This window comes from Dyadobacter fermentans DSM 18053, assembly GCF_000023125.1.
Classification (GTDB): Bacteria; Bacteroidota; Bacteroidia; order Cytophagales; family Spirosomataceae; genus Dyadobacter; species Dyadobacter fermentans.
The window spans coordinates 6,150,803-6,174,114 of record NC_013037.1 but is presented as its reverse complement, the minus strand read 5'-3'; the positions used below and the strand labels follow the sequence as shown (position 1 = coordinate 6,174,114).

At 51.6% G+C, this 23,312-nt stretch carries 17 protein-coding genes; 15 read left to right on the top strand and 2 right to left on the bottom strand.

The window, feature by feature from the left end:
• Positions 1 to 20 precede the first annotated feature (20 nt).
• The 13 genes from DFER_RS25460 (at position 21) to DFER_RS25400 (ending at position 17,913) form a co-directional block, all read left to right on the top strand.
• Positions 21 to 458 carry a Uma2 family endonuclease gene (locus DFER_RS25460; protein ID WP_015814551.1) on the top strand — a complete coding sequence of 146 codons (438 nt, stop codon included), beginning with the start codon at positions 21 to 23 and terminating at the stop codon, positions 456 to 458.
• A gap of 151 nt (positions 459 to 609) precedes the next feature.
• A complete protein-coding gene (gene rpe, locus DFER_RS25455) occupies positions 610 to 1,257 on the top strand; it encodes a ribulose-phosphate 3-epimerase (RefSeq protein ID WP_015814550.1) in 648 nt (215 codons plus the stop codon).
• Between the two features lie 20 nt (positions 1,258 to 1,277).
• A complete protein-coding gene (locus tag DFER_RS25450; RefSeq protein ID WP_015814549.1) occupies positions 1,278 to 2,588 on the top strand; it encodes an apiosidase-like domain-containing protein in 1,311 nt (436 codons plus the stop codon).
• Positions 2,589 to 2,658: 70 nt separating this feature from the next.
• Positions 2,659 to 4,680, top strand: coding sequence for an OmpA family protein (locus DFER_RS25445; protein ID WP_015814548.1), 2,022 nt, complete (start codon positions 2,659 to 2,661; stop codon positions 4,678 to 4,680).
• A 109-nt stretch (positions 4,681 to 4,789) separates the two neighbouring features.
• Positions 4,790 to 6,646: a glycosyltransferase family 39 protein gene (locus DFER_RS25440; protein ID WP_015814547.1), complete on the top strand. Its 1,857-nt coding sequence runs from the start codon at positions 4,790 to 4,792 to the stop codon at positions 6,644 to 6,646.
• A gap of 117 nt (positions 6,647 to 6,763) precedes the next feature.
• Positions 6,764 to 7,591: a transketolase gene (locus DFER_RS25435; RefSeq protein WP_015814546.1), complete on the top strand. Its 828-nt coding sequence runs from the start codon at positions 6,764 to 6,766 to the stop codon at positions 7,589 to 7,591.
• Positions 7,584 to 9,578, top strand: a complete 1,995-nt coding sequence (locus tag DFER_RS25430; RefSeq protein WP_015814545.1) for an NAD-dependent epimerase/dehydratase family protein — start codon at positions 7,584 to 7,586, stop codon at positions 9,576 to 9,578. Before DFER_RS25435 ends, DFER_RS25430 begins: the two co-directional genes overlap by 8 nt.
• A gap of 44 nt (positions 9,579 to 9,622) precedes the next feature.
• Positions 9,623 to 10,543, top strand: a complete 921-nt coding sequence (locus DFER_RS25425; protein WP_015814544.1) for a transketolase family protein — start codon at positions 9,623 to 9,625, stop codon at positions 10,541 to 10,543.
• Positions 10,540 to 12,234 (top strand): hypothetical protein, encoded by a 1,695-nt coding sequence (locus DFER_RS25420; RefSeq protein WP_015814543.1) that lies wholly within the window; start codon positions 10,540 to 10,542, stop codon positions 12,232 to 12,234. The genes DFER_RS25425 and DFER_RS25420 overlap by 4 nt, the downstream gene beginning before the upstream one ends.
• Before the next feature lie 2 nt (positions 12,235 to 12,236).
• The gene (locus tag DFER_RS25415) at positions 12,237 to 13,373 is read left to right on the top strand and encodes an acyltransferase family protein (RefSeq protein ID WP_015814542.1); all 1,137 of its coding nucleotides are present in this window, start codon (positions 12,237 to 12,239) and stop codon (positions 13,371 to 13,373) included.
• 73 nt (positions 13,374 to 13,446) lie between these two features.
• Entirely contained in the window at positions 13,447 to 14,190 is a 744-nt protein-coding gene (locus DFER_RS25410; RefSeq protein WP_015814541.1) for a glycosyltransferase family 2 protein, read from the top strand.
• 11 nt (positions 14,191 to 14,201) lie between these two features.
• Positions 14,202 to 16,880: a DUF3352 domain-containing protein gene (locus DFER_RS25405; protein ID WP_015814540.1), complete on the top strand. Its 2,679-nt coding sequence runs from the start codon at positions 14,202 to 14,204 to the stop codon at positions 16,878 to 16,880.
• A gap of 4 nt (positions 16,881 to 16,884) precedes the next feature.
• Positions 16,885 to 17,913, top strand: coding sequence for an alginate O-acetyltransferase AlgX-related protein (locus tag DFER_RS25400; RefSeq protein ID WP_015814539.1), 1,029 nt, complete (start codon positions 16,885 to 16,887; stop codon positions 17,911 to 17,913).
• Here the strand turns inward: DFER_RS25400 and DFER_RS25395 are convergent.
• Entirely contained in the window at positions 17,910 to 19,166 is a 1,257-nt protein-coding gene (locus tag DFER_RS25395; protein WP_015814538.1) for a cation:proton antiporter, read from the bottom strand. The two genes, DFER_RS25400 and DFER_RS25395, sit on opposite strands and share 4 nt — an antisense overlap.
• Positions 19,167 to 19,387: 221 nt before the next feature.
• Between DFER_RS25395 and DFER_RS25385 the strand changes: the two genes are divergently transcribed.
• Both DFER_RS25385 and DFER_RS25380 read left to right on the top strand, forming a co-directional pair.
• Positions 19,388 to 20,536, top strand: a complete 1,149-nt coding sequence (locus DFER_RS25385; protein WP_015814537.1) for a lipase family protein — start codon at positions 19,388 to 19,390, stop codon at positions 20,534 to 20,536.
• 15 nt (positions 20,537 to 20,551) lie between these two features.
• On the top strand, positions 20,552 to 22,282 hold the full coding sequence (locus DFER_RS25380; RefSeq protein WP_015814536.1) for a M14 family metallopeptidase: 1,731 nt from the start codon (positions 20,552 to 20,554) through the stop codon (positions 22,280 to 22,282).
• On the opposite strand, the gene DFER_RS25375 is transcribed toward DFER_RS25380, so the two are convergent.
• Complete coding sequence (locus DFER_RS25375; protein WP_015814535.1) at positions 22,283 to 23,155, bottom strand: hypothetical protein; 873 nt, start codon at positions 23,153 to 23,155, stop codon at positions 22,283 to 22,285.
• Positions 23,156 to 23,312 lie beyond the last annotated feature (157 nt).

The window sequence follows — 23,312 nt, the reverse complement described above, 5'->3', positions numbered from 1 at the left end:
GTCAAAAAACCGAAGCATCCATGAAAACTATTATTGACGGAGCAGTTTCCATTAACAAAGAATATACACAGATTATCAACGGCAAAGAAATTGATTTGCCATGCCCGAAAATGCCGCATCAGCGAGCCATAACACAGCTCCTGTACGTACTTTACGATCACTTGAAGACCCATCAATTGGGAACGCTTTGTCGTATCCCTTACGACGTAATCTTTAAAGAAAACTTCAATGTCCTCCAACCTGATTTATTTTTCGTATCAAAAGAGCGTGAGAATATTTTGCAGGAAGCGGTTCACAGCATGCCTAAGCTTGTCATCGAGGTTGTTTCACCTGAAATGCATTACATAGATACTGTCGTCAAAAAAGACATCTACGAAAGCTACGGCGTACCCGAATGCTGGCTCGTTTTGCCGGAAAAAATTGGCATTGAAATATATGCCCTGGTCAATGGCCGTTAAGCATTGTCGGGATCGTACGCCAATGACGACCTCGTACGCTCGCAAGTGCTTGACAGCCTTTCATTTCCCGCGAATGCAATCAATGGATAACCCGCATTGCCCATAAATTCACTAATTTCGGCCCTACGAATCAATCTAGCACCTGATTTTCATGGCTGAAATTGCCCCTTCCATACTCGCCGCGGATTTTGCGAACCTGCAACGCGACGTCGAAATGATCAATAACAGTTCCGCAGGTTACATTCATGTGGATATCATGGACGGCATGTTTGTGCCGAACATTTCATTCGGGTTACCCGTGTGCGAAGCCATTCACCGGCATGCCAAAAAGCCGCTGGATGTGCACCTGATGATCGAGCAGCCCGACCGCTACCTCGAAGCATTCCGCAATGCGGGCGCGTCGGGGATTACGGTACATTATGAGGCTTGTCCGCATTTGCACCGCACGATCCAGCACATTAAAGAGCTTGGTGCGGAACCGGGCGTGGCGCTCAACCCGCATACACCCGTGGAAGTGCTGAGCGAAATCATGGGCGATGTTTCGCTCATCCTGATCATGTCCGTGAACCCTGGTTTCGGCGGGCAGAAATTCATTGAGAATACATATAAGAAGATCGCGACGCTCGACCGTTACCGCAAAGAATTTGGCTACAATTTCAAGATTGAGGTCGATGGCGGCGTTAATCTCAACAATGCCCCCCGACTCGTACGCGAAGGTGTCGATATCCTGGTGGCCGGAAGCTTCGTTTTCACGTCGCCCGATCCGGCAAAGACGATCGCCGAGCTGGGCAATAGCTAGCACCCATTGAGCCGACACCAATGAAAATTTCCAGACCGCTGACCATCCATCCGTTGGTCGCCAGATCGCTGATCTGGGTATTGCTCCCCTGCGTACTGTCGTTCGGTTTCACGTTTCGGGGCACCGATCAACCCCCGGCCCGGTTCCCGTTGAAGATCAGCCCGAGCGGAAAGCACCTTACCGACAACAACGGCACGCCGTTCCTGATGGTGGCCGATGTGGCCTGGCAAATGCTCCGGCGCCTCAGCTACACCGAAGCGGTGCAGTACATGGATATTCGCAAGTCGCAGTCGTTCAACACGTTTCTCGTGCATTTGCTGCCTGCATTGCCTAACCAGCGGAACTTCAACAAGATTGCGCCGTTCCTCGATAATAACGACCTCACCAAGCCGAATAAATCCTATTTCGATTACCTGGAAAAAATTGTGATAGCAGCCCGTGAGCGCAACCTGGTGGTAGGCATTGTGGTATCGCGGCAGAGCTGGAACACGGCTTTTGATACACAAAAAGAGGAAGCCTGGAAAAGCTACGGAACTTATGTAGGAAAGCGTTTCTCGAAATATGCCAATATCATCTGGATCGTCAGCGAGGAGGAATACCAGAGCGCTTCCCAGTTCAAGGCCATTTCCGAAGGCATCCGTTCTGAATCCGACGGGCAGATCCTGGCGTCGCTCAACACCTGCTCGCCCACGAGCGTGAACGACAATTCGCCCAACCATTCGCAACTCAAATTCATCATTCCCGACTCCACGGTAACTCCTGCGGAATATGCCGCATTGGCCAACTGGCAGAAGAATTCAGCCGAAGCCGCATTAAGGCCCTTCCTCATCGCGAATTCGGAATTCCCGAAGGAAATTACTGACCAGTCGACGCTCATCCGCAACCAGGCCTACCAGTCCATTCTCAGTTCCGCCGCCGGCTTTTGCCACATGAGCACGATTAAGAATTTCAATCCGACCTGGAAAGTGAATATCACCAAGGACGGCGCGGAATACATTCACCAGCTCGTGAAAATCCTCAAAGGCATTCCGTGGGAATATATGCAGCCCGACGAGCCCGATTTGCTCCCGGATTCGGTCGATAAGGCCGAAATAGGCATTGTTTCATTGTCTAACAAGAAGATGGCGATGCTCTACATTCCCACTTCCCGGCCGGTCCGGCTCGACCTCAAACATCTGGAAGGCACCGTATTCGGGGCTGTGTGGTACAGTCCGCGGACCGGCAAGCGGTGGAACGGCAAAGATTTGAAACCGGATGAAGAAGCGATCGTCCAGCCGCCCGATTCGCAGCCGGAATGGGACTGGATTCTCCTGATCGGCGCCAAGCAGTAGGATTGACATTTTTTTGTATTATCATTATATTAACAGATATTGAATAGCCCGGCCGGTATCTGATCACCCCATGCATTTGACTTTTAGAAAATATCTTTTTGGCTTTCTCACGGCGGTAATGCCGCTTTCCGCATCCTGCCAGGAAGTGTTGTGGGCAAACAAAGTCCTGGGTTACTCGTCCGAATACCGCCCGTCGCAAATAGGCCACGCCTACCGTTCCAAACAAATTCTGGGCGTACCGAGCAAGCTCCCCGATTTCGGTAACAGCCCATGCGCATGGTCGCCGGCTGATCCGGACGGTCGCAATGAAGAGTGGATTAAGGTCGGTTTTGCAAAATCCATTGCACTGAAACAGATCGCGATTGCTGAAAACTTCAATCCGGGAGCCATCGCGCGGGTGTATGCCTACGATGCTGCGGGCAAGGAATACCTCGTGCTGGAAAATCCGGCTGCCCAGCAGGCGGTGAAAGGAAGGATGCTACGCATTTTCCCAACCCAAAACATCCAGGCCAATGCGGTGAAAGTGGTGTTGCAGCCCAACAAAGTACCGGGTTTCAACCAGATCGACGCGATCGGTATTTCTTCGGAAACAGCGCCGATTGAGGCTAAGATCAACTTTACGGCCACACAGCTGAAAACCCAGAAGGAAAATATGGGCAAGGCGATCAACTCCAAAGGCCAGGAAGTGGCGCCCATTATTTCCCCCGATGGCAAAACGCTTTACTTTACACGGAATAATTTCGAAGGCAATATCGGCTCGCCGTCCCGCCAGGATGTGTGGTACTCGACGCTCAATGATAAAGGCCAATGGACGGATGCGTTAAATATGGGTTCCCCGATCAACAATGCAGGCGACAATGCGATTACGAGCATTTCAGCGGATGGCAAAACGATTTACCTCATCAATGAATACCGCCCCGACGGCAGCATGTATTTCGGATTTTCACGGTCGTTCAAAACCAAATCGGGCTGGGGTTTTCCGAAATCTTCCAAAATAACAAACCTGGTGGGGTCGGCGACGACGATCGAAATCACCGTCTCGCCATTCGAAAATGTGCTAATTATGTCCGTCCAGCGGGCCGATTCGGAGGGCGGGAAGGACCTTTACATTTCATTTCTGCAAAAAGACAACACGTGGTCCGAGCCGCGGAACCTGGGCAGCGTGATCAACACGGCCGATTACGAGGGGACGCCGTTCCTCGCATTGGACAATAAAACCCTGTACTTCTCTTCACAAGGCCACGCGGGCTACGGCGAGGGCGACCTGTTCCTTACCCGCCGCCTGGACGACACGTGGCTGAACTGGTCGACGCCCGAAAACCTCGGACCGGCCATTAACTCGCCACTCTGGGATGCATTTATCAACATTCCCGCTACGGGCGATTACGCCTATTTCAGCGCTAGCGACAAAGTTCTGGGCCAGGAAGATATATTCCGCATTCGAATGACGCCCGAAATCAAGCCGGACCCTGTGGCGGTGGTCAGCGGGAATGTATTTGAAGCGGAAACAACCAAACCGGTCAAATCCGAGATCACAGCGGATTTCAAAAACAGCAATAACACTTTCGCCAAAGCTAATTTCGACCCCGAAACGGGCGAGTACCGGCTCATACTGCCATTGAAGGAAGTTTACCGCATTTCGGCATCGGGCGAAGGCTATTTCCCAGTTTCGGAAGATATGGACCTGCTCGGAGACAACGCCTTCCGAACCATCCGCAAGAACATTTACCTGCACCCGATCAAAGCCGGGCAGCAGATCCGACTGAGCAACACCATGTTTTCCCAAAGCAGCGCGGAAGTGACACCTGCCTCGCTGGTGGAGTTGGATCGGATTGCCGAGACGATGCAAACCTACCCGACGATGGAAATCCTACTCGAAGGACATACCGACAACCAGGGCGAAGTGCAAAAGAATGTGAAGCTCTCGGCCGATCGCGTGGAGCAGGTCAAAAAATATCTTTTGTCCAAAGGCATTGACGGTCGGCGCATCCAGACCAAAGCCTGGGGACCGGCGCGGCCCATCGCCAGCAACCTCACCGAACAGACCCGGCAGAAGAACCGCAGAGTAGAGTTTACAATTCTTAAAATCTAAAAAATATCCTATAACGGGAAATTTCCTTATTTTCGCGGCATCTTGATATGTTCAATCGGAGCTTGTCTTTGCGGATAAGCGGAAACAGCCATCATCAGCGAACGCACTAATGTCTCCCAACCATACCAAAGAAACCCTGCAAACCAGGGGTATTCTCCTCCTCATTCTGATCGCCGGCCTTGCATTAAGGCTTTATCAACTCGACCGTTACAGTATTTTTTTCGACGAAGTGAGCACATTGCTCGTCAGCCAGGGAATAGTACTCGAAGGGGCGAACCAGAAAGAAGTCTTTTCGAGCGTTGAACTGGCAGATTCGTATTTCTGGAAAACGCCCGCGCACCCGCAGAAGCAAGTGCTCCGCACTTTTACCGCCAACGAACTTTATCATCCCAAAGCATTCACGCCCGCGGAATTCTGGGCGCCGAAGTCAATCGCGGATTATTATGAAGCGATGACGCGCAGCGACATCGGGAACAGTCCGTTCTATTACCTGCTTTTACACCCCTGGATTGACCTGATCGGCATTTCCGACTTTTCGATACGGCTGTTTTCAGTCATTTTCAGCCTGCTCATTATCGGTGTAACGTATCTTTTTGCAAGACGGTTTTTCGGCATCACCACCGGATTGATAGCAGCGGGCATCACGGCCATCGAGCCGTTTTTTATCGCTTACAGCCATCAGGCGCGCAACTATTCGCTCACATTCTTCCTGACGCTCACAGCTACTTATTTCTTTTTACAAATCATTGAAAACAAGCCGGAAAAACGGAATGTGATCTGGCTTTACGTCGGTTACATCTTATCGGCCGGATTGGGCCTGCTAAGCCATTTCCTCGTGATTTCGGTGCTGCTGGCGCACGCATTGTACGCTGTATTTTTCCTGAGAACGATCAAAGGCTGGATCAGGATGGCCATTGCGGCGGTGTTTACGCTTTCGGGTGTAACCTGGTGGCTGATGTTCGGAGGGGGCGTCTACACGTTGTCGTCGTTGCAGCACCAGGCGGAGAGATACCGGTACCAGGCCGAAACGGGCGGACAGGCTTTCGGCAATATCCTGCCTGCAACGCCTTTGAATGTCTTCAACAAATCGCTGCCGATTTTTTCCGATCTCATCCTGTTCACCAATGGCCTGGCCGATGCATTGGGCGGTAAGAAAAACGTGGCCGTAGCGTTGCTGGCGGCATTAATACTTATTTGCTGGTATCGTTTCAAGGACAAAATCAACACACCGGCCTGGCTTACTCCACGCTTTCCGTATCTGCTGATCATTTTCGTGGGTTTGTTTTACAATAACCACAAATTACAGTTCAGCATCCTCAGCGTCAGCCTGTTTGCATTATCCTTCATTCCCGATTTACACAAAAGCGCCGACCGCCAGCAGCGGGCGCGGCTCTGGATGTTGTACATGATGGCGCTCGTGCCCACACTGTTCCTCATCCTGATGTCGTTCAAAAACGGGCACACTTACGGGATCATGCAGCGGTATTCCGGGTTCTCATTCCCTTATGTGATCATCCTGCTCAGCCTCTTGCTGCAATTTTATACGACATTGCAGGTCGAGTTCCGGGTGCTGATATTCGTGTTCCTCGCCGCGCAGCTCTATTTTGTCGGGTTGAGATTACAGGAATTCTATGAAGACCGCTCACCGAAGTACGGCTATTTCGCCGTGCCACGTGTGCCGAATCCTTACATGGAAGCTGCAAAAAAGATCGAAGCGGCTTACCAGCCGGGCGACACTATTTATTACCCGGCACCGCGTTACGAGATCCTCTCCGAAATGGACCGGACATTCCTGCCCTATTCAATCCACGACGCGCAAATCACCAATCTGTACTTCCCCAAGGATGCGCAATATGTGCAGGTAATGGATATGAACCAGACAGAACGCATCTGGATCAAAAAGCAAGGGCGCAACGAGCCTTTGGAAATCATGAAATTGAAAGGCAAACGGTACGGATTTGAGTAAGCGGCGCGCTTGTTTTACCCGGGCTGTCCAATAAGATTTCGTATATTGCGGACTTAAAACCGGAGATTTGACCGTTATTTTGTAAGCTATTACTTACATCGACATACAACATCAGGCATGACAGCAGAAGAGATACTGAATGACCCTAAACAAATAAGCGGCGAACTTCGCCTGAAAATCCTGGGTCTTTACCATCAGGCCAATGCGGGCCATATCGGCTGTTCACTCAGCTGCATCGACCTGATGATCGCGGTCCTTTTCCTTGAAAAATCGGCCGACGATACATTTATCCTTTCCAAAGGGCACGCCGCCGCGGCGCTTTACGCATGCCTGAACACCCTGGGGGAAATTACCGACGAAGAACTGGCCACGTTTTACCTGGACGGCACCACATTGCCCGCCCACCCGGCCCCGCGCCAGTACAAAGGAATCCCGTTCGCGACGGGTTCGCTCGGCCACGGACTGCCCATCGCAACCGGCATTGCCCATGCGGCGAAGGTCGGCGGCGATGCAGCGTATTCGTTCACGCTGCTGTCTGATGGAGAAACCAACGAAGGCACAACCTGGGAGGCGGCGCATTACGCCATTCAGAACCAGCTGGACAACCTTTTCATGATCATCGACAAGAACGGCCTGCAAGGTTTCGGCACCACCGACAAGGTTCTGGGCGAAACGGCTTCGGTTGAAAAATGGAATGCGATCGGCTTCGAAACCGTGGAAGTGGACGGGCACGACATTGCGGCCATCAGCGCAGCCATTACCGGCCTGAAAAAGCACAAAAACGGCCTACCCAAAGCCATTATCGCCAACACCGTTAAGGGAAAGGGCGTTTCTTACATGGAAAACAAATTGGAATGGCACTATTTACCCATGAATAAAGACCAGTATGAGCAAGCTGCACTGGAAGTAAAAGAACGTTATCTTAATGAATTGACGAATGCTTGATCATTTACCGGTTTACCGCGATAAAATAGAGAAATTAAAAGGGCCAGTTTTTGTTTTCGGTGCCAGCGGCTTCATTGGCGCCAATCTTTTCAATGATATTTTCAAAATCCGGAAGGATTGCTACGCAGTCACGCACGACGCCACCAAAGCATGGCGCCTGAAACTGCTGAATGTACCTTTTGAAAACATCATTCACTGCGATATCCTTTCGGACAATTCGATTAAGGAAGTATTTGAAAAATACAAACCGCAAACCATATTCAACCTCGCTGCCTACGGGGCTTACAGCAAGCAGAGCAATGTGAACCTGACCTACGAGACGAATGTGCTCGGAACGGTGAACATCCTGCAAAACTGCTCGAAGGAGATGGTGTATATCCACGCCGGAAGCAGCTCCGAATATGGTTTCAACTGTACGTCTCCCAAAGAAACCGACCGCGTGGAGCCAAACAGCCATTACGCGGTTTCCAAGGTTTCGGCGGCGTATCTGCTGGAATATTATGCCAAAGTAGCCGGGCTGAAAACACTAAACCTTCGCCTGTACTCGATTTACGGGTACTGGGAAGAGCCGGACCGCCTGATCCCGCGGCTGATCGAGAATGCCCGTAAAAAGGGCCTGCCATCGCTCGTGTCGCCGGATATCAGCCGCGATTTTGTGTTTGTAGAAGACTGCGTGGAAGCGTTCCTGGATGCGGCATTGAATATCAACGACGAAAAGTCGGGACGCTCGTATAACATTGCTACCGGCCGGAAAACAACCATGGGCGACCTCGTGGAAGTGACCCGCACGGCGTTCGCGATTGCGAAAGAGCCTGAATGGGGCAGCATGTCCAACCGCAAATGGGACCTCGCCGATTGGTACGGCGACCCTTCGGCGTTTGAAAAAGACTTCGGCTGGGAAGCCAGAACATCGCTCGAAGACGGTCTGAAACGTTACAGCCAGTGGCAGGATGCCATTCAGTACGAGGCGCGCGTCATTCCCGCTTTCGAAAATCCGAAGCTCAATCCGGTCATCACGGCGATCATCGCGTGCTACAAGGATGCGCAGGCCATTCCGTTCATGTACGAAAGGTTGGTGAAGACTTTCAATGAATTGAAGGTGCGCTACGAGATCATTTTTGTGAACGACAGCTCACCGGACAACCAGGAGGAGGTGATCAATGCGATTTGTGATAAAGACCCTAATGTAGTGGGGATCAGCCACTCGCGAAATTTCGGATCGCAGTCGGCATTCCTGAGCGGGATGGAGATCGCTACCGGCGATTGCGTGGTGCTGATGGACGGGGATTTGCAAGATCCGCCTGAGATTATCCCCGCATTTTACGAAAAATGGATGGATGGCTACGACGTCGTGTACGGCGTTCGCGTGCAGCGCGAGATGAAGCCGCATATTCATTTCTTCTACAAATCGTTTTATAAGGTGTTCCAGGGGCTGAGCTACATACCTATCCCGCGCGACGCAGGCGATTTTTCGATGATCGACCGGAAAGTGGTGAAAGAGCTCGTGGACCTGCCCGAAACGGAACAATTCCTGCGCGGGCTGCGTGCCTGGGTTGGTTTTAAACAAACCGGCGTGCCGTATGTGCGGCCGGAAAGGATGTTCGGCGTGTCCACCAACAACTGGACGAAGAACATCTGGTGGGCCAAAAAGGCGATCTTCTCATTTAGTTTCGCGCCATTGGAACTGATGAGTTATGCGGGTTTCGGCCTCACGGGCTTGTCCATTCTGGGGATCATCTGGCAAATATTCGCCAAGTTTTTCTTCTTCCCGGATACGCCACGAGGCCTCAGCACCGTCATTATCCTGATCGTTTTCTTCGGCGGATTAACGATCCTCGGCATTTCGTTTTTGGGAGAATACATTACCAAGATATTTGAAGAGACCAAGAAACGGCCGAAATACATCCGCACCAGAATACGCCGCGGCCCGAAAGCCTATAAAACGGCCGACGAGATCCGCGCTCTGGTGAAGCAATTGAGAAAGTAGGTATTTTAAGTTAAGACAATAACCGGCCACGGGCCCACTTAACGATGAGAAAGGAATTTTCAACAGCCATAGAAGAGCTTGCCGTAGCGGACGAGTCCATTATTTTTATCACCGGCGACCTCGGATATAATGCATTGGAAAACTTGCAGGCCAAAATGGGCAAGCGGTTTATCAATGCGGGCGTTGCCGAGCAGAATATGGTGGGCGTAGCGGCCGGTTTTGCGCATAAAGGCTACAAGGTTTTTTGTTACAGCATTGCGCCATTCATCGTCTACCGCTGTCTCGAACAGTTTCGTAATGATGTATGTTTCAATAACTTACCAGTATTCCTGGTGGGCAACGGCGGCGGCTATGGCTATGGTATCATGGGCAGCAGCCACCACACGATCGAGGATTTGGCATGCCTGAGCGGACAGCAGAATGCGCAGATGTGGGTGCCGGCTTTTGCCGACGAGGTAGGACCGGTGGTGCAGCAGATCGTTGCCGACGCGCGGCCCGCTTATTTGCGTCTCGGAGCCGGTAAAACCGCGCCGGCAAACAGCTACGCAACAGGCTCATTTAAAGTCCTTCATCAGCCTGCGAATGCCGAAATTACGGTTTTTGCGCTGGGGCCGGTGGCTAACAATGTGCTTTCCGCGCTGGGTCTTTCACCCGAAATCGCTGACAAAGTGAATGTAGTGAGCGCCCTGCATTTCCCGCTGGAACTGACAGACGAACTTCTTGCATTGGTTAAAAAGGCCCCTGCCCTGCTTGTGGCCGAAGAACACATCAGCACGGGGGGCCTCGCGCAGCAGCTTTCAGTTCAATTACTTGAAAAAGGCATTTTTCCGACGGTTTTCAAAAGCCTCAAAGCGGAAGGCTATCCCAATGGCCGCTACGGCAGCCAGGCTTACCACCAGAAACTTTCAGGCCTTGACCCGGATTCGATCCTGTCGAGCATCAGCCAACTAATGATCACGGCATGACAAAAAAGGCTTTTACCATTATTCTGAGCCTGATCCTGCTGTTACCCGTCGCTATTTATTTTACGGTCTGGGATTACTATGCCATCAATATCCCCAAGTGGGACGACCATGCATTGAAGACGTTCATCGTCGAGTACGCGCAGGCCGGTGACTGGCAGGGAAAAATCCGGGCACTTTTCAAACAGCATAACGAGCACCGCATCGCGCTTACGCGCCTCTTCGCGTGGATCGACTATGCTGTTTTCGGGCAACTCAACTACCGGCATCTCATGACCGCGGGCAACCTGCTGCTCCTCGGTGCGATTCCGCTATGGTATGATTTGCTGAAAAAGAACAAAAAGCCGCTTTTCGCGCTGGTACCCATCCCGTTCTTGTGGATGACGCTGGCGTTTTGGGAAAATATGTACTGGGGAATGGCCGCTGTGCAGAATCTGGGCGTGGTAACGCTCGTGCTCTGGACATTATACCTGGTTATTAACCCCAAAACGCTGCCATTTGCCATTGCCATCATCCTGAGTGTAATCACCGTGCTCACAAGCGGAAACGGGCTGATGGTGCTGCCGTTGGGAGCCCTGCTGCTTTTCCTGGCCGGTAACAGGAAGCGGTTCGCATTGTGGATCGTCATCAGCATTGCCGAAATCTTCTGCTATTTTTATTGGTATACCAAACCGGAATCCAACCCGGAATCGAAGGCGGGCATTTTGCAGCTGGCCAAAGGCTACATGGCATTTTTGGGTTCGTTTGCCGAATCCATTCCGGTGCTTGACCACTTCAAGGTATGCCTCTTTCTGGGTGTCGTGCTGTTTTTGGTCGCAGTTTCCATTGCGTCCACCACGCTTTTCCGCATTGTCAGGAATAAATATTCCGTCAAGTTTGAGCGTACGACCGATCTGTTCTGCCTCGGCGCGATCTTGTTCATTTTGGGGACCGCATTGATCGTCGTGTACACCCGGGCCGGTTTCGGGCTGGAAGGATTGATTACCAGCCGGTACAAAATCTACTCCGTGCTCCTGCTGATCATCGCTTACATTTACGTGGTAGTGCCCATCCGCGGCAGCTTCCTATCGCCTTACATTACGGCGATAATCGCGTTGGCCGTGACATTCAATGTGTTCAGCTACCATTATCACCTCGTGGATGCGTACAATCTGCGGAAGCAGCTGGTGACGTCGCAGTTCAACTGGACCTATACCGATAAATCGCTGAAATACCCCGATGACACTTCATTTGAAGCAAATATCGTCGAGAAAACGCCGGTCATTTACGACAAATGGCTCTCGCTCATTTCCATCGCCGACCGGCAGAATTTCGCCGGCAGCTCGCGCGGAATGGTGAATTTGTATGATAAAACAACTTTTACGACCGACACGGCGTCCATTAAGGTAAGCAACACGACGTTCACCAGCCAGCGCTTGCAGGATAGCGGCGTGTATGTGCTCCTGAGCTCTGATGAATGCTTTTACATTTTCCCGGCCTTGCGCACCCGCAACACGAGCCGCAAGCAGTTGTTCCTGAAACAGTATTATTTTGCTCCAGGCTTCTATGCCGACATTCCGTTTTCGGAAATGCAGAAGGGCAATTACAAGGTTGCGCTGATTCATCAGCAGGGCGACCAAACCGGCATTTTGTTCAAAGACCAGCGAGTGACGGTCAAAGAAACGCATAAAAAAGAAGTGAAAGTTAACTGGTAACCATGCGCACCAATTCGGAAGGACACATTATTCAACTTGACGGCGTGCGCTTCATTGCAGTGGGATTGGTACTGCTGGATCACCTCATCGTAGAAATCAACATCATCCCATTCGGGGCGCTGGGAGTGACCATTTTCTTTGTACTGAGTGGTTTCCTCATTTCACGCATTCTCCTGAAAAGCAAGGAAAAAACGTACGGAACGCCGGGCGGTTTCAAAAAATACCTGCGTAAATTCCTCATTCGCAGGACGATCCGTATTTTTCCTGTTTATTACCTGATTATCGCCCTGCTGTTCATCTTCAATGTACCGCCCGTGCGCGACAATCTCGCGTGGCTCGCATTGTACGGGACCAACATTTACATTGCCCTGCACAAAACCTGGATGGGCTCGGTGGACCATTTGTGGTCGCTGGCCGTGGAAGAGCAGGTTTACCTCTTTTTCCCGTTCCTGATATTCTTCATTCCAAAAAACCGGCTGGTGCCTGTGCTAGGACTGATGGGCGTTTTCAGCATTCTGCTGCGTGCCTACATCTTTTACTCGGGCCGGATTCCGGGTACGAACTTCGTTACAATGGGTGAATGGACGGTCGCGTACGTTTCCACACCCACCTGTTTCGATTCCTTCGCACTAGGCGGGCTTATGGCCTGGATGCAGCTGTACAAGAATGAATTGTTTGTTAAATTTTTCGACAAATCGTGGCCGGTGCTGCTGGGGCTGCTCGGCTGGGTGCTGGTGCAATGGTGGGCCAAATCGCTGGCGCAGCCGTTCAACTTCCCCTACGTGGTGTTGGACAGAACCATGTCGTCCATTTTCGGGTTTATGCTGATAGGACGCTCTGTGATGGGTTTCAGGGGTTGGATGGCGGCGTTCCTCGAAAATCCGGTATGTATTTATTTGGGAAGAATAAGCTATGGCCTTTATCTGTATCACAACTTTGTCTACAACCACTTTCACAGTGGCCCCATGCACCCGACGGTCAGGCTTTTCAGGAAAATCTATCAATATGTCCCCGTTCTCGAAGGCAATATCGCGTTCGAAGCAACGGTGGTAGTAGCGCTCACTGTCTTAGTGGCATCGGTGTCGTGGCACTTCTTCGAAAAGCCGATTAATGCCCTGAAAGACAAGTACGCTTACTAAATAATAATACCCCATAGCCCGGTTACAGGCTTTATTTATTAATTTCGCGCAACCATACCAAATACGCTTTTGCATGTCATATCTTCTGAGTATAGTAATGCCCGCATACAATGAGCAGGATTGTATCGAAAAAGTAGTTTATAATTGGACCTCCTTCCTCAAAACCAAATTCCCCAACGATAACACTACCCTGATCGTCATCAACGACGGATCGAAAGACAATACGAAAGCGTTACTGGATGAGCTGGACAAGAAGATCGACAATTTGACGGTCGTTCACCAGAAAAACGGCGGACATGGCAATGCGGTCGTTAACGGCTACCGCAAGGCGCTGGAACTCGGCTCGGAATATGTGTTCCAGACCGACAGCGACGACCAGTTCGTTTCCGAAGACTTTGACAAACTCTGGGACAAGCGTTCCCAATCGCAATTCATACTCGGCTACCGCCAGGTGCGGCACGATGCCGGCGTGCGCCTCTTTATCACGAAATTTCTCCGCGGCACGATCTCGACTGTGTATGGCACATTCATCATGGACAGCAACATTCCGTTCCGTCTGATCAAAGGGACATTCCTGCAAAAACTGATGAACCAGCTGCCCAACCCGGAGCCGTTCGCACCGAACATCTTCCTGGCTGTGATGGCGAAAAAATCGGGACAGGAGCTGTTCGACATCCCTATCACCCACAAAGACCGGGAAACCGGCACCGTTTCGATTGTGAAATGGAACCTGTGGAAAGTTTGTATCCGAAGCTTTAAAGAACTCTTGCGGTTTCGCCTCGAACTGAATGGTAAAGTGAAAGCGATCCGCGCTTAAAAAACAGGCTTGTGTCGAAAAAAAAACTGATTGCTATCCTGCTGATCGTCATTCTCGCATCGGCAGGATATTTCCTGTTCAAATGGTCGAGGGGCTCGTCGGCAGCCTGGCAATTCATCCCGTCCAATGCCGTTGTGGTAATCACCAGCGGGCATTTGCAAGATTCGGCCTACACGGCCACCGAAGCCTCCCTGGACCTCAAACGCCTTCCGCTTCTCGACATCGCCAGCGATAACCTGACGCTGCTGAACCTGCTCACGAAGGACCCTAAGAAGCTCAAAACATTCCTCAAAGGCAAAGACCTCTCCTACTCCTACCACCCGCGCACCAGCACGGAATGGGGGGTGATCATGTACATTCCCGTCACCGAGGAAGAAACCAAATGGCTCGCCAGCCCCCAGCACGCCAATATCCGCCTGCTGCACCACAATTTCCAGGACCACCGCATTACCGACGCCATCGACGCCAATTCGCGGCCGTTGTTTTCCTATCTCGTCAAAGACCATTTCCTGATCGTAAGCTACTACGGCGACCTGATTGAAGATGCCGTGCGTGCCTCTTCGCTCAATATCAGCTCGTTCAGGCTGCGTTCGCGCTTTTCGAACATCAACGACTCCGACTACGGCACGAGCATTTACCTGCGCACCGACGCCTGGAAGTCCGTCATGTCGATGGAAAATGTGGCTACGCTAGCCGAGTTTGGCAGGGCATTCCCGGTTTACCAGGATTTTCACATTGAAAAAACGGAAAACAAAGGAAACCTGACCATCAAATCGGATGGCGCGGATGCGCCGGATTATTACCTGGCCGACCTTCTGAAAGACAACCCGGGCACGCCGTTCATCGGCCACAAGCATATTTCGCAGCAAACGTCATTTCTGTACCGCACAGCGGCCTCCGATAAAGCTGCATTCAAAGCCGCATTTTCGAAATGGCACAAAAAATACAAATCCCCGGCCTGGGACAAGCTGAACTATTACATTGCCGGAGAAAGCAATCTGCTGATCGACAACATCGGTTCGGAGTTTGTGCTATGCCAATTGGAAGAGAACAACAGCATTACCGACGGCAAAATCCTGCTGGCTGAGTTCTCCAACTATGACAAACTACGCCCGGTACTGCAAAAACTCGCGCGCCTTGCCAATCAGGAAAGTAACGTATCGGCGGATCAGTACCAGGGTTACGACATTTACTCCGTACCCATTGCCGAGCTGCCGTCGGGCTTGTACGGGCCGATGTTTACAGGATTTCCGCGCAGCTACATTACTTACGTGGCGCCCTACCTGGTGATCAGCAACAATTCGCAGGTTTTGCAGAACTACATTGTCGACTACGAAAACCAGATCACCTGGCAGCAATCGCCTGAATACGACAGCGTGCTCACCAACGTGAACAATGAGGCGCAGCTCTCGATGATCGTAAACCTTCGCAAGGCACAGTCGGGCGAAGAAACGCAGGTGAGCAAAAAATACAGCGACCTGACCGCCAAAATGGAGTCCATCACATTACAATGCCATTTCGAAGGCAGCGAGGCCTATCCCGAACTCACATTCCGCCCGAAAAAGCGGCAAACGGCAAGCAAGGTACTCAACCGGACGTTTCTGAATATCGACATTGAGTGGCCGGATATTTACGATTCCGAACTGGCCGCATTGCAAAACCCGATCGACGGAAGTTCGGAAATATTGCTCACCGACAAGGAACACAAGCTGCTTCGCACCAACAACCTGCGCGAAGGCAAAACCGAAGAAATAGCGAAACTGAACGGCCCGATCGCCACGGCTGCTTACAAGGTGGATTTCCTTAATATCGGCCGCCAGCAGCGCATTTTTGCGACCGATCGCACCGTGTACGCGCTCGACGAAGACGACTCGACGAACGTCTCCACTTTCCAGGCGCATTTGCCCGGACAGGACGCGATTTCGGCATTATACCTGATCGACGGCGGCGAGGACGGCAGTAACCGTTTCATTTTGAAAAGCTCGGCGGAAGAATTGTTTGTGTGGGAAAGCGTGACGCGCCCCCTCAGAAAGCTGAACCATTCGGTCCGTTTCGACAAAATCGTGGGCCCGGTGGTGGCGCTTAACCAGATCGGCAACCGCGGCTTCATTGTGACGCAGCAGAATGGGAAGATTTACCTGCTCAAAGAGAATGGGACGGTAAGGCCCGGCTTCCCGGTGGATATCCTTACACGTGCGGAAAGCCCGTTCACTTGGGCGCAGGACCCGCAAACCGGCCAGCCCGAACTTGTGGGAGCGAGCGTTTCGGGCGAGCTGATCCGCATTAGCCTCGACGGAAAAGTTACTTCGCGGAAACAATTGCTCCGCCCCGAGCCCGGGTCGCGCTTCCGCATTTTGTTCGATCGCAATTCGCTGGATTGGATACTTGTGCGGTCGGTTAACTCAAAAACCGCTATTATTACCAAAGAAGGCCGCGAGTTGTTCGAAATCAAGGATATTTTGCCCAATGCGGTGATCCGATACCATTTCTTCGGGGTGGACAACCGGTTTATCACGATCAAATCGGGCAGTTATTCGACGGTTTTTGATGTCAACGGCAGACGGCTCGGCGACAAGGCTATCCCTTCGGAAATGCCCGTGCAGCTGACATACCAGCCCGGTTATTACAAATTATTGATATTCAGCCGATCGGAAAAGAAAATACAGGTCTGGTCGATCAAGTTGAGATAGTGCTATGAAAATTTTAAGATATGTCGTTCTGGCGATCGGTTGCCTTATCTGGATTGTGGGGCTGAGCCCGTCCATTTTGCCCTGGCTCTGGAAGGAGCAGGTTGTGGAAGATGGCTACCAGTACGGTGATTTATATAAACTTTCCACGCTTTCGGAGTTCCGCGACCCACGCAGGCAATGCGCCGGCTACACGCCGCCCGCCAGGCCGCAATCGGCCAGAAAAGTGCATTTGTACATTATCGGCGATAGTTTCACGGAAAAAGGCCGCGTAGCCAAGGCCGATTTCGCAGTGGATGAATACACCTACGTGCACCTGTCCGAATTTCTGCATATCAAACTGGACACAAACGAGCACAATATCCTGCTGATCGAATCCGTGGAGCGCCATTTCCGCCAGCGGCTATCGTCGCAGCTAACCGTGCTGGTGCCCGATTCGGCGACGTTCATTGAACGGGTAGGCCCGGGCAAATTCATGCACCGCCTCGACGAAGCCTTCAAAGGATCGCACACAGCCGACCGCCTCGATGGTTTTTTGTTCCAAAACGACCTTGCATTACGTGTAAAAGAATGGAAATCCGACTTTAATCACCGTCTGTTCGACCGGGAGGCCTCGGGTGTAACGCTCGTGAACAACGACCGCGACATGGTGTATTACATGGATACCGACACGTCGGAGATCACGTCGTCGTTCACGCCCATTCGCCCTACCGAGCTCGACTCGGTGATGAACCACCTTGAAGCAAGCCGCCATTTCGCCGATTCACTGGGCTTCGACAATGTGATATTATCCATTATCCCGAACAAGGTTTCAGTCCTCAGCCCGGAATACGGGCCTTACAATCATCTGATTGAAAAAGTATATCAGAATCCAAAATTAGGCATGCCGTACATCGACGTACTCCCCGATTTCCGTCGCCTGGGCCGCGCGGCTTATCTGAAAGGCGATTCACACTGGACCTGCGAAGGTCAGACGATCTGGTTGAACAAGGTCAATGCGATGATCAACCGGATCGTTTCCGGACCGTCGTCCTAGGCCGGGGCCTCTTCTTCGTCGGGAAGGCGGTTGGTGAGCTTGCCTACGGTGAGACCTTGCACGATGATCGAGAACAATACTACAAAATAGGTAATCGCCAGCAGCACGTCCTTGTTCAGCTCCGAGTCGATTGACAGCGCCAATGCAATGGACACGCCACCGCGCAAACCTCCCCACACCAATATCGTAATCGACTTCTTACCGAAGCGCGTTTTGAAGGGAATCAGTCGCACTGGAATGTAAATGGATATGAACCGTGCTGAAAGTACCACGACAATTGCCGCTAAGCCCGCCCAGCCGTATTGCTTCAGATCCGGGATGAGCAGCAGCTCAAATCCGATGATCATGAAAAGGATCGCATTCAGGATTTCGTCGATCAGCTCCCAGAATTTATCAATATAATCCCGCTCGGTTTCGGAAACCGCTCCCGGGTTTTTACCATAATTCCCCACCACCAAACCGGCCGCTACCATCGCCAGCGGGCCCGACATGTGCAATGCCTGCGCCGCCAAATGGCCGCCCATCACGATCGCAAGCGTAATCAGCACGTGCACATTGTAGCCATCCACCCGGTACATCATTTTGGAACCTAAAAAACCCAGCACCAAGCCGAGCAAAATCCCGCCTAATGCCTCTTTTACAAACAGCCCCACAATGCCCGTGAACGAAGTATTAACCTCTTCTCCCCGCGCCAGCGCAAGCATCAAAATGAAAACCACAACCGCCATACCGTCATTAAAAAGCGATTCGCCTGCAATTTTGGTTTCCAGCGATTTGGGAACGCCGGCCTGTTTGAGAATACCAAGCACCGCAATAGGGTCGGTTGGTGAGATCAATGCGCCGAAAACGAGACACTGGATCAGCGGGATGGCGATGCCGAATAATGGCAAAATGTAGAACATCAGGAAACCGATGACAAACGTGGAAATGACCACGCTCACCGTCGAGAAAATGATCACCGGCAGCCGTTGTTCCCGCAGGTCTTCCAGGTGCAAATGGATCGCGCCCGCAAAAAGCAGGAAGTTGAGCATGGCGCCCATGAGGATTTCGGTAAGGTCCACACTCGCGATGAGTGTAGAAATGCGGATAAATGTCCGCGGAAATATGCTATCCGTCGCTATAAGCCCGAGCGAAACCATGAGCGCGATCACCATCACACCGATGGAAGGAGGCAGTTTCAGAAACCGGGAATTGAGGTAGGAAAATATCGCAGAGAGAACGATCAGGGCAGAAAATGAGTAATACAGCTCCATTAAAATATTTTTTAGGCTAACCAAAAATAACAAATTCCGGGCAGGCATTCAAGGCAAAGCAGGCAATCGGCATAAACTCTAATAGTATTCTAATTTGAAATAACTGTGTCAAAACGTGTCGGAAAGGCGATTTAAAAGCGCGGAAATCTGCTTGGATCAATTGTTTTCCTACATTCGTAATCCAAAGGTTGCCTTGTTCATCCATGCTTCGGCTTCATACTATGCAAACGATCCTGACGAGTTCAAAACCGTGCCTGCTCAGGCATTTATACGCGGTAGCAGCATTCACATTCGGCATGCTCGCCGCCCAAATTGCAAGCGCACAGACGACAAAACTCAAACCCGGTTTCGACAAAGCCGAATACCAGGAGCTCATTTACATGCACTCCCTGCTGTACGACACCACCATGACCCGCCGCGGAACGTTCCGGGTGCCGCGCCCCACACAATTTGATTCGGTTTACGCGTCGCCCGTGATGGGCCTCGACAACCGCTGGGGGCTTTGGCAAAATAAATCTTCGGTAGCGGCGATCAACCTCCGCGGCACCACGACCAATGCCGTCGGATGGCTGGAAAATTTCTATGCCGCCATGGTGCCGGCCAGCGGCGAGCTGCGGATCAGCAACGATTATACATTTAAATACCACCTGGCCGAGAATCCCAAGGCGGCCGTACACATCGGCTGGCTCGTCGGCACGGCTTACCTCGCCCGGGATATTGTGCCTAAAATCGACTCTTTGTATAAAAATGGCGTCAGAGACTTCCTCATCATGGGCCACAGCCAGGGCGGCGCGCTCTGCTACCTTATGACTGCGCATTTGTATTCGCTTCAAAAGCAGGGCACATTGCCTGCGGACATCCGCTTCAAAACTTACGCCAGCGCGGCGCCGAAAGTAGGCAACACCTATTTCGCCTATGAATATGAGCACCGCGTGGACGGAGGTTGGGGATACAATGTGGTCAATTCGGCCGATTGGGTGCCGGAGGTGCCGTTTACCGTACAGACATTGAGTGATTTTAATCAAACCAATCCCTTCAAAAACATCGAAGGTGTGATCAAAAAGCAAAAACTGATGGCGCGGATCGGTCTGCGGCACGCTTACAAGGGTTTGCGGAAACCGAGCGAAAAGGCGCAAAGCAATTATGAAAAATACCTCGGCCGGTATGCGGGGAAAATCGTTTCCAAAAACCTGCCCGAATACCAGTCGCCCGCATTCTACAAAAGCAGCAACTATGTCCGCACCGGCCCGACGGTCGTGCTGCTGGCGGACGAGGCCTATTACCAGGAGTTCAAGGATTCGAATGAGCAGGTATTTGTCCACCACGGCCTGCAACCCTACCTTCACCTGCTCGAACAATACCAGCACTGACATTTTCGCACGTTCATGCGCTACAAACTGACCTACCTCCTGCTGGCCATCGCATTCCACGCCACGGGCCAGTACCAGACCCGCTTTGAAAAAAGCGGCGGCAAACAAACGCCCACCTATGACGAAGGGATCGCATTTTACCGCCAACTGGCCAAAAATTTCCCGCAGGTGCAAATGCGCGAAAAAGGCCTTACCGACAGCGGGCGACCATTACACCTCGTGTTGTATTCCAAAAACAAGGTCTTTGATATTGCCAAACTGAAATCGCAGGGTAAAGCGATATTGTTCATCAACAATGCGATCCACCCCGGCGAATCGGATGGCGTGGACGCTTCAATGATGCTGCTGCGTGATATACTGGTTAACCCCGCGAAGTTCCCGGAACTGGACAACGTGGTGGTAGCGATAATCCCATTTTACAACATAGGCGGCGCATTGAACCGTAACAGCACTACCCGCACCAATCAGAATGGACCCGAAGAATACGGTTTCAGAGGAAATGCGCGTAACTATGATCTGAACAGGGATTTCATCAAGTCCGATACCCGCAATGCACGGAGCTTCGCCGCGATTTTCCACGAGCTCGATCCCGACCTGTTCGCGGACACGCATGTGAGCAATGGCGCCGATTATCAATACGTGATCACACTCGACTATGCGCAGAAAGACAAGCTAGGCGGGCCGCTCGGCGAATTCAATCACACGGTTTTCCTGCCTTATATGTACAAGCATTTGAAGGAGGCGGGCTTTGAAGCAACGCCTTATGTGAATGCCTGGGAACAAACGCCGGACAAAGGTTTTGTCCAATTCCCCGACTGGCCACGCTATTCTACCGGCTACGCGGCTTTGTTTCATACTATCGGCGTGATGACCGAAACGCACATGCTGAAACCTTACGATCAGCGCGTTAAGTCCACGTATGCTTACTTGCTAGGCAATATCCGGTTCCTGGCCTCGCACCGGAAAACGCTGTTGAAATTGCGTGCAGAAACGAAGGAAGCCGTCAAAAAGCAGGAAAAATTCGCGATCAGTTGGCAGGTTGATAAATCGAAACAATCGATGATTTCTTTCAAAGGCTTTGAGCCCGACTCTATTCCCAGCGGCGTGAGCGGATTGCCGCGGCTGCATTACGACCGGTCGAAACCATTTACCAAAAGCATTCCGTTTTACGACACCTACATCCCGCTCGTAGAAGTGCAGCGCCCGCAGGCCTACATCATTCCGCAAGGCTGGCATAACATCGCCGACCTCATGCGGCTGAACGGCGTGCAAATGAAGGCTTTTGAAAAAGACACCGCATTGCTGGTTGAAACATATTATGTTGAAGACCTGGAAACGCCCCGGCAGCCATTCGAAGGGCATTACTGGCACACGGCCGTGACATTAAGGACCGAAAAGCAGAAGCTGACGTTCAGAAAAGGTGACTGGTATGTGCCCGTAAACCAATGGACGAACCGCTACATCGTCGAAACGCTGGAACCGCGGGCCGTGGATTCGTTTTTCAAATGGAATTTCTTCGACACCATTTTGCAAGCCAAGGAGCATTATTCCGGCTATGTTTTTGAGGACCTGGCGGCGGAACTGCTCCAAAAATCTCCCGAACTGAAAGCGAGATTGGACGAAAAGCGGAAATCCGACCCGTCGTTTGCCCAAAACGGCCGTGCGCAGCTGGATTTTATTTATCAAAACTCGCCACACGCGGAAAAGGAATACATGCGGTACCCCATTTTCCGCGTTATGCGATGATCAGAAACGAAAGCCGAGGTTGAAGTTGAATTCTCCCGTGATTTCCATACCGGTGGTCCGGAAAGTGGACGACCGGAATTTTTCCTGATCGATATATCTTGCCCCGAGCCCGGCATTGAGGCCGATCTGGAAATGCTGGGTGATCTGGAAGTTTACGAAGTTGTTGACGAGCATCCCCATGCGGAAACGGTCGCGCTCCTCATCGCGGCTGGTGTACACGCCTGTCGAAGGGTCGAAATCCGTGTAGTTATTGAAGCGCTTGCCTACCCCGGCGAAGAGCGAGGGCCCGATGGCGTAGGTGACACGACGCTGCCCGAACGGGTACACTTTCAGCGTGGGCGAGAAGTAGTACATCTGGTCGCTCTGGTTGCGATCCGAGCCGACGGTGAAATAATAGGAATCCGGGAGCGTCATCGTCAGAGGCAGCAAAAGCCCGAAATTGCCGTTTTTATCGAGAATCCGCTCGTAGCTGAGCCCAAAACCCGGCCCGCTGTCCAATGCTTTGAATGGGGAAATGTCAATTTTATTCTTCCTGAACTGGTTGTCGTATTCCGGCGCTCGGCCTCCGCGGTCCCTGCCCCGGTCGGCGCTCCGGTCGATATTTCGTTCGCCCCGTTCGGTATTTCGTTCAGCACGTTTATCGAACCAGATCGTTTGCCCGTTTCCGAACTCTATCCGCAGCAGTTCGTTCTTCCTGACCGCGAAATTGGCGGCATCGGCCTCCTTGCTGATTTTGTATAAAACCTTGTCAACACCCACCTCCACGACTTTTCCTTCGATAATGGAGCCGTTTTTTCGCACGAGCACGTCCTGTGCGCGGAGCGTTGTGAAGAGGGATAAAAAGAAAAATGCGAGCGTAAGAATTCGAACCATAGAATAGTTGTGTTGATGGCTAATGAACAAATTTAGAGGAATAGTAACTACTTTTGCCAAGTATATCCACTGAACGTTTAAAAATAGAGTTCTGTTATACTCCTGGCCGCAAGGGCCGCAATATATTATTCAGGCTGCATTTGAGACGAAAAACTGA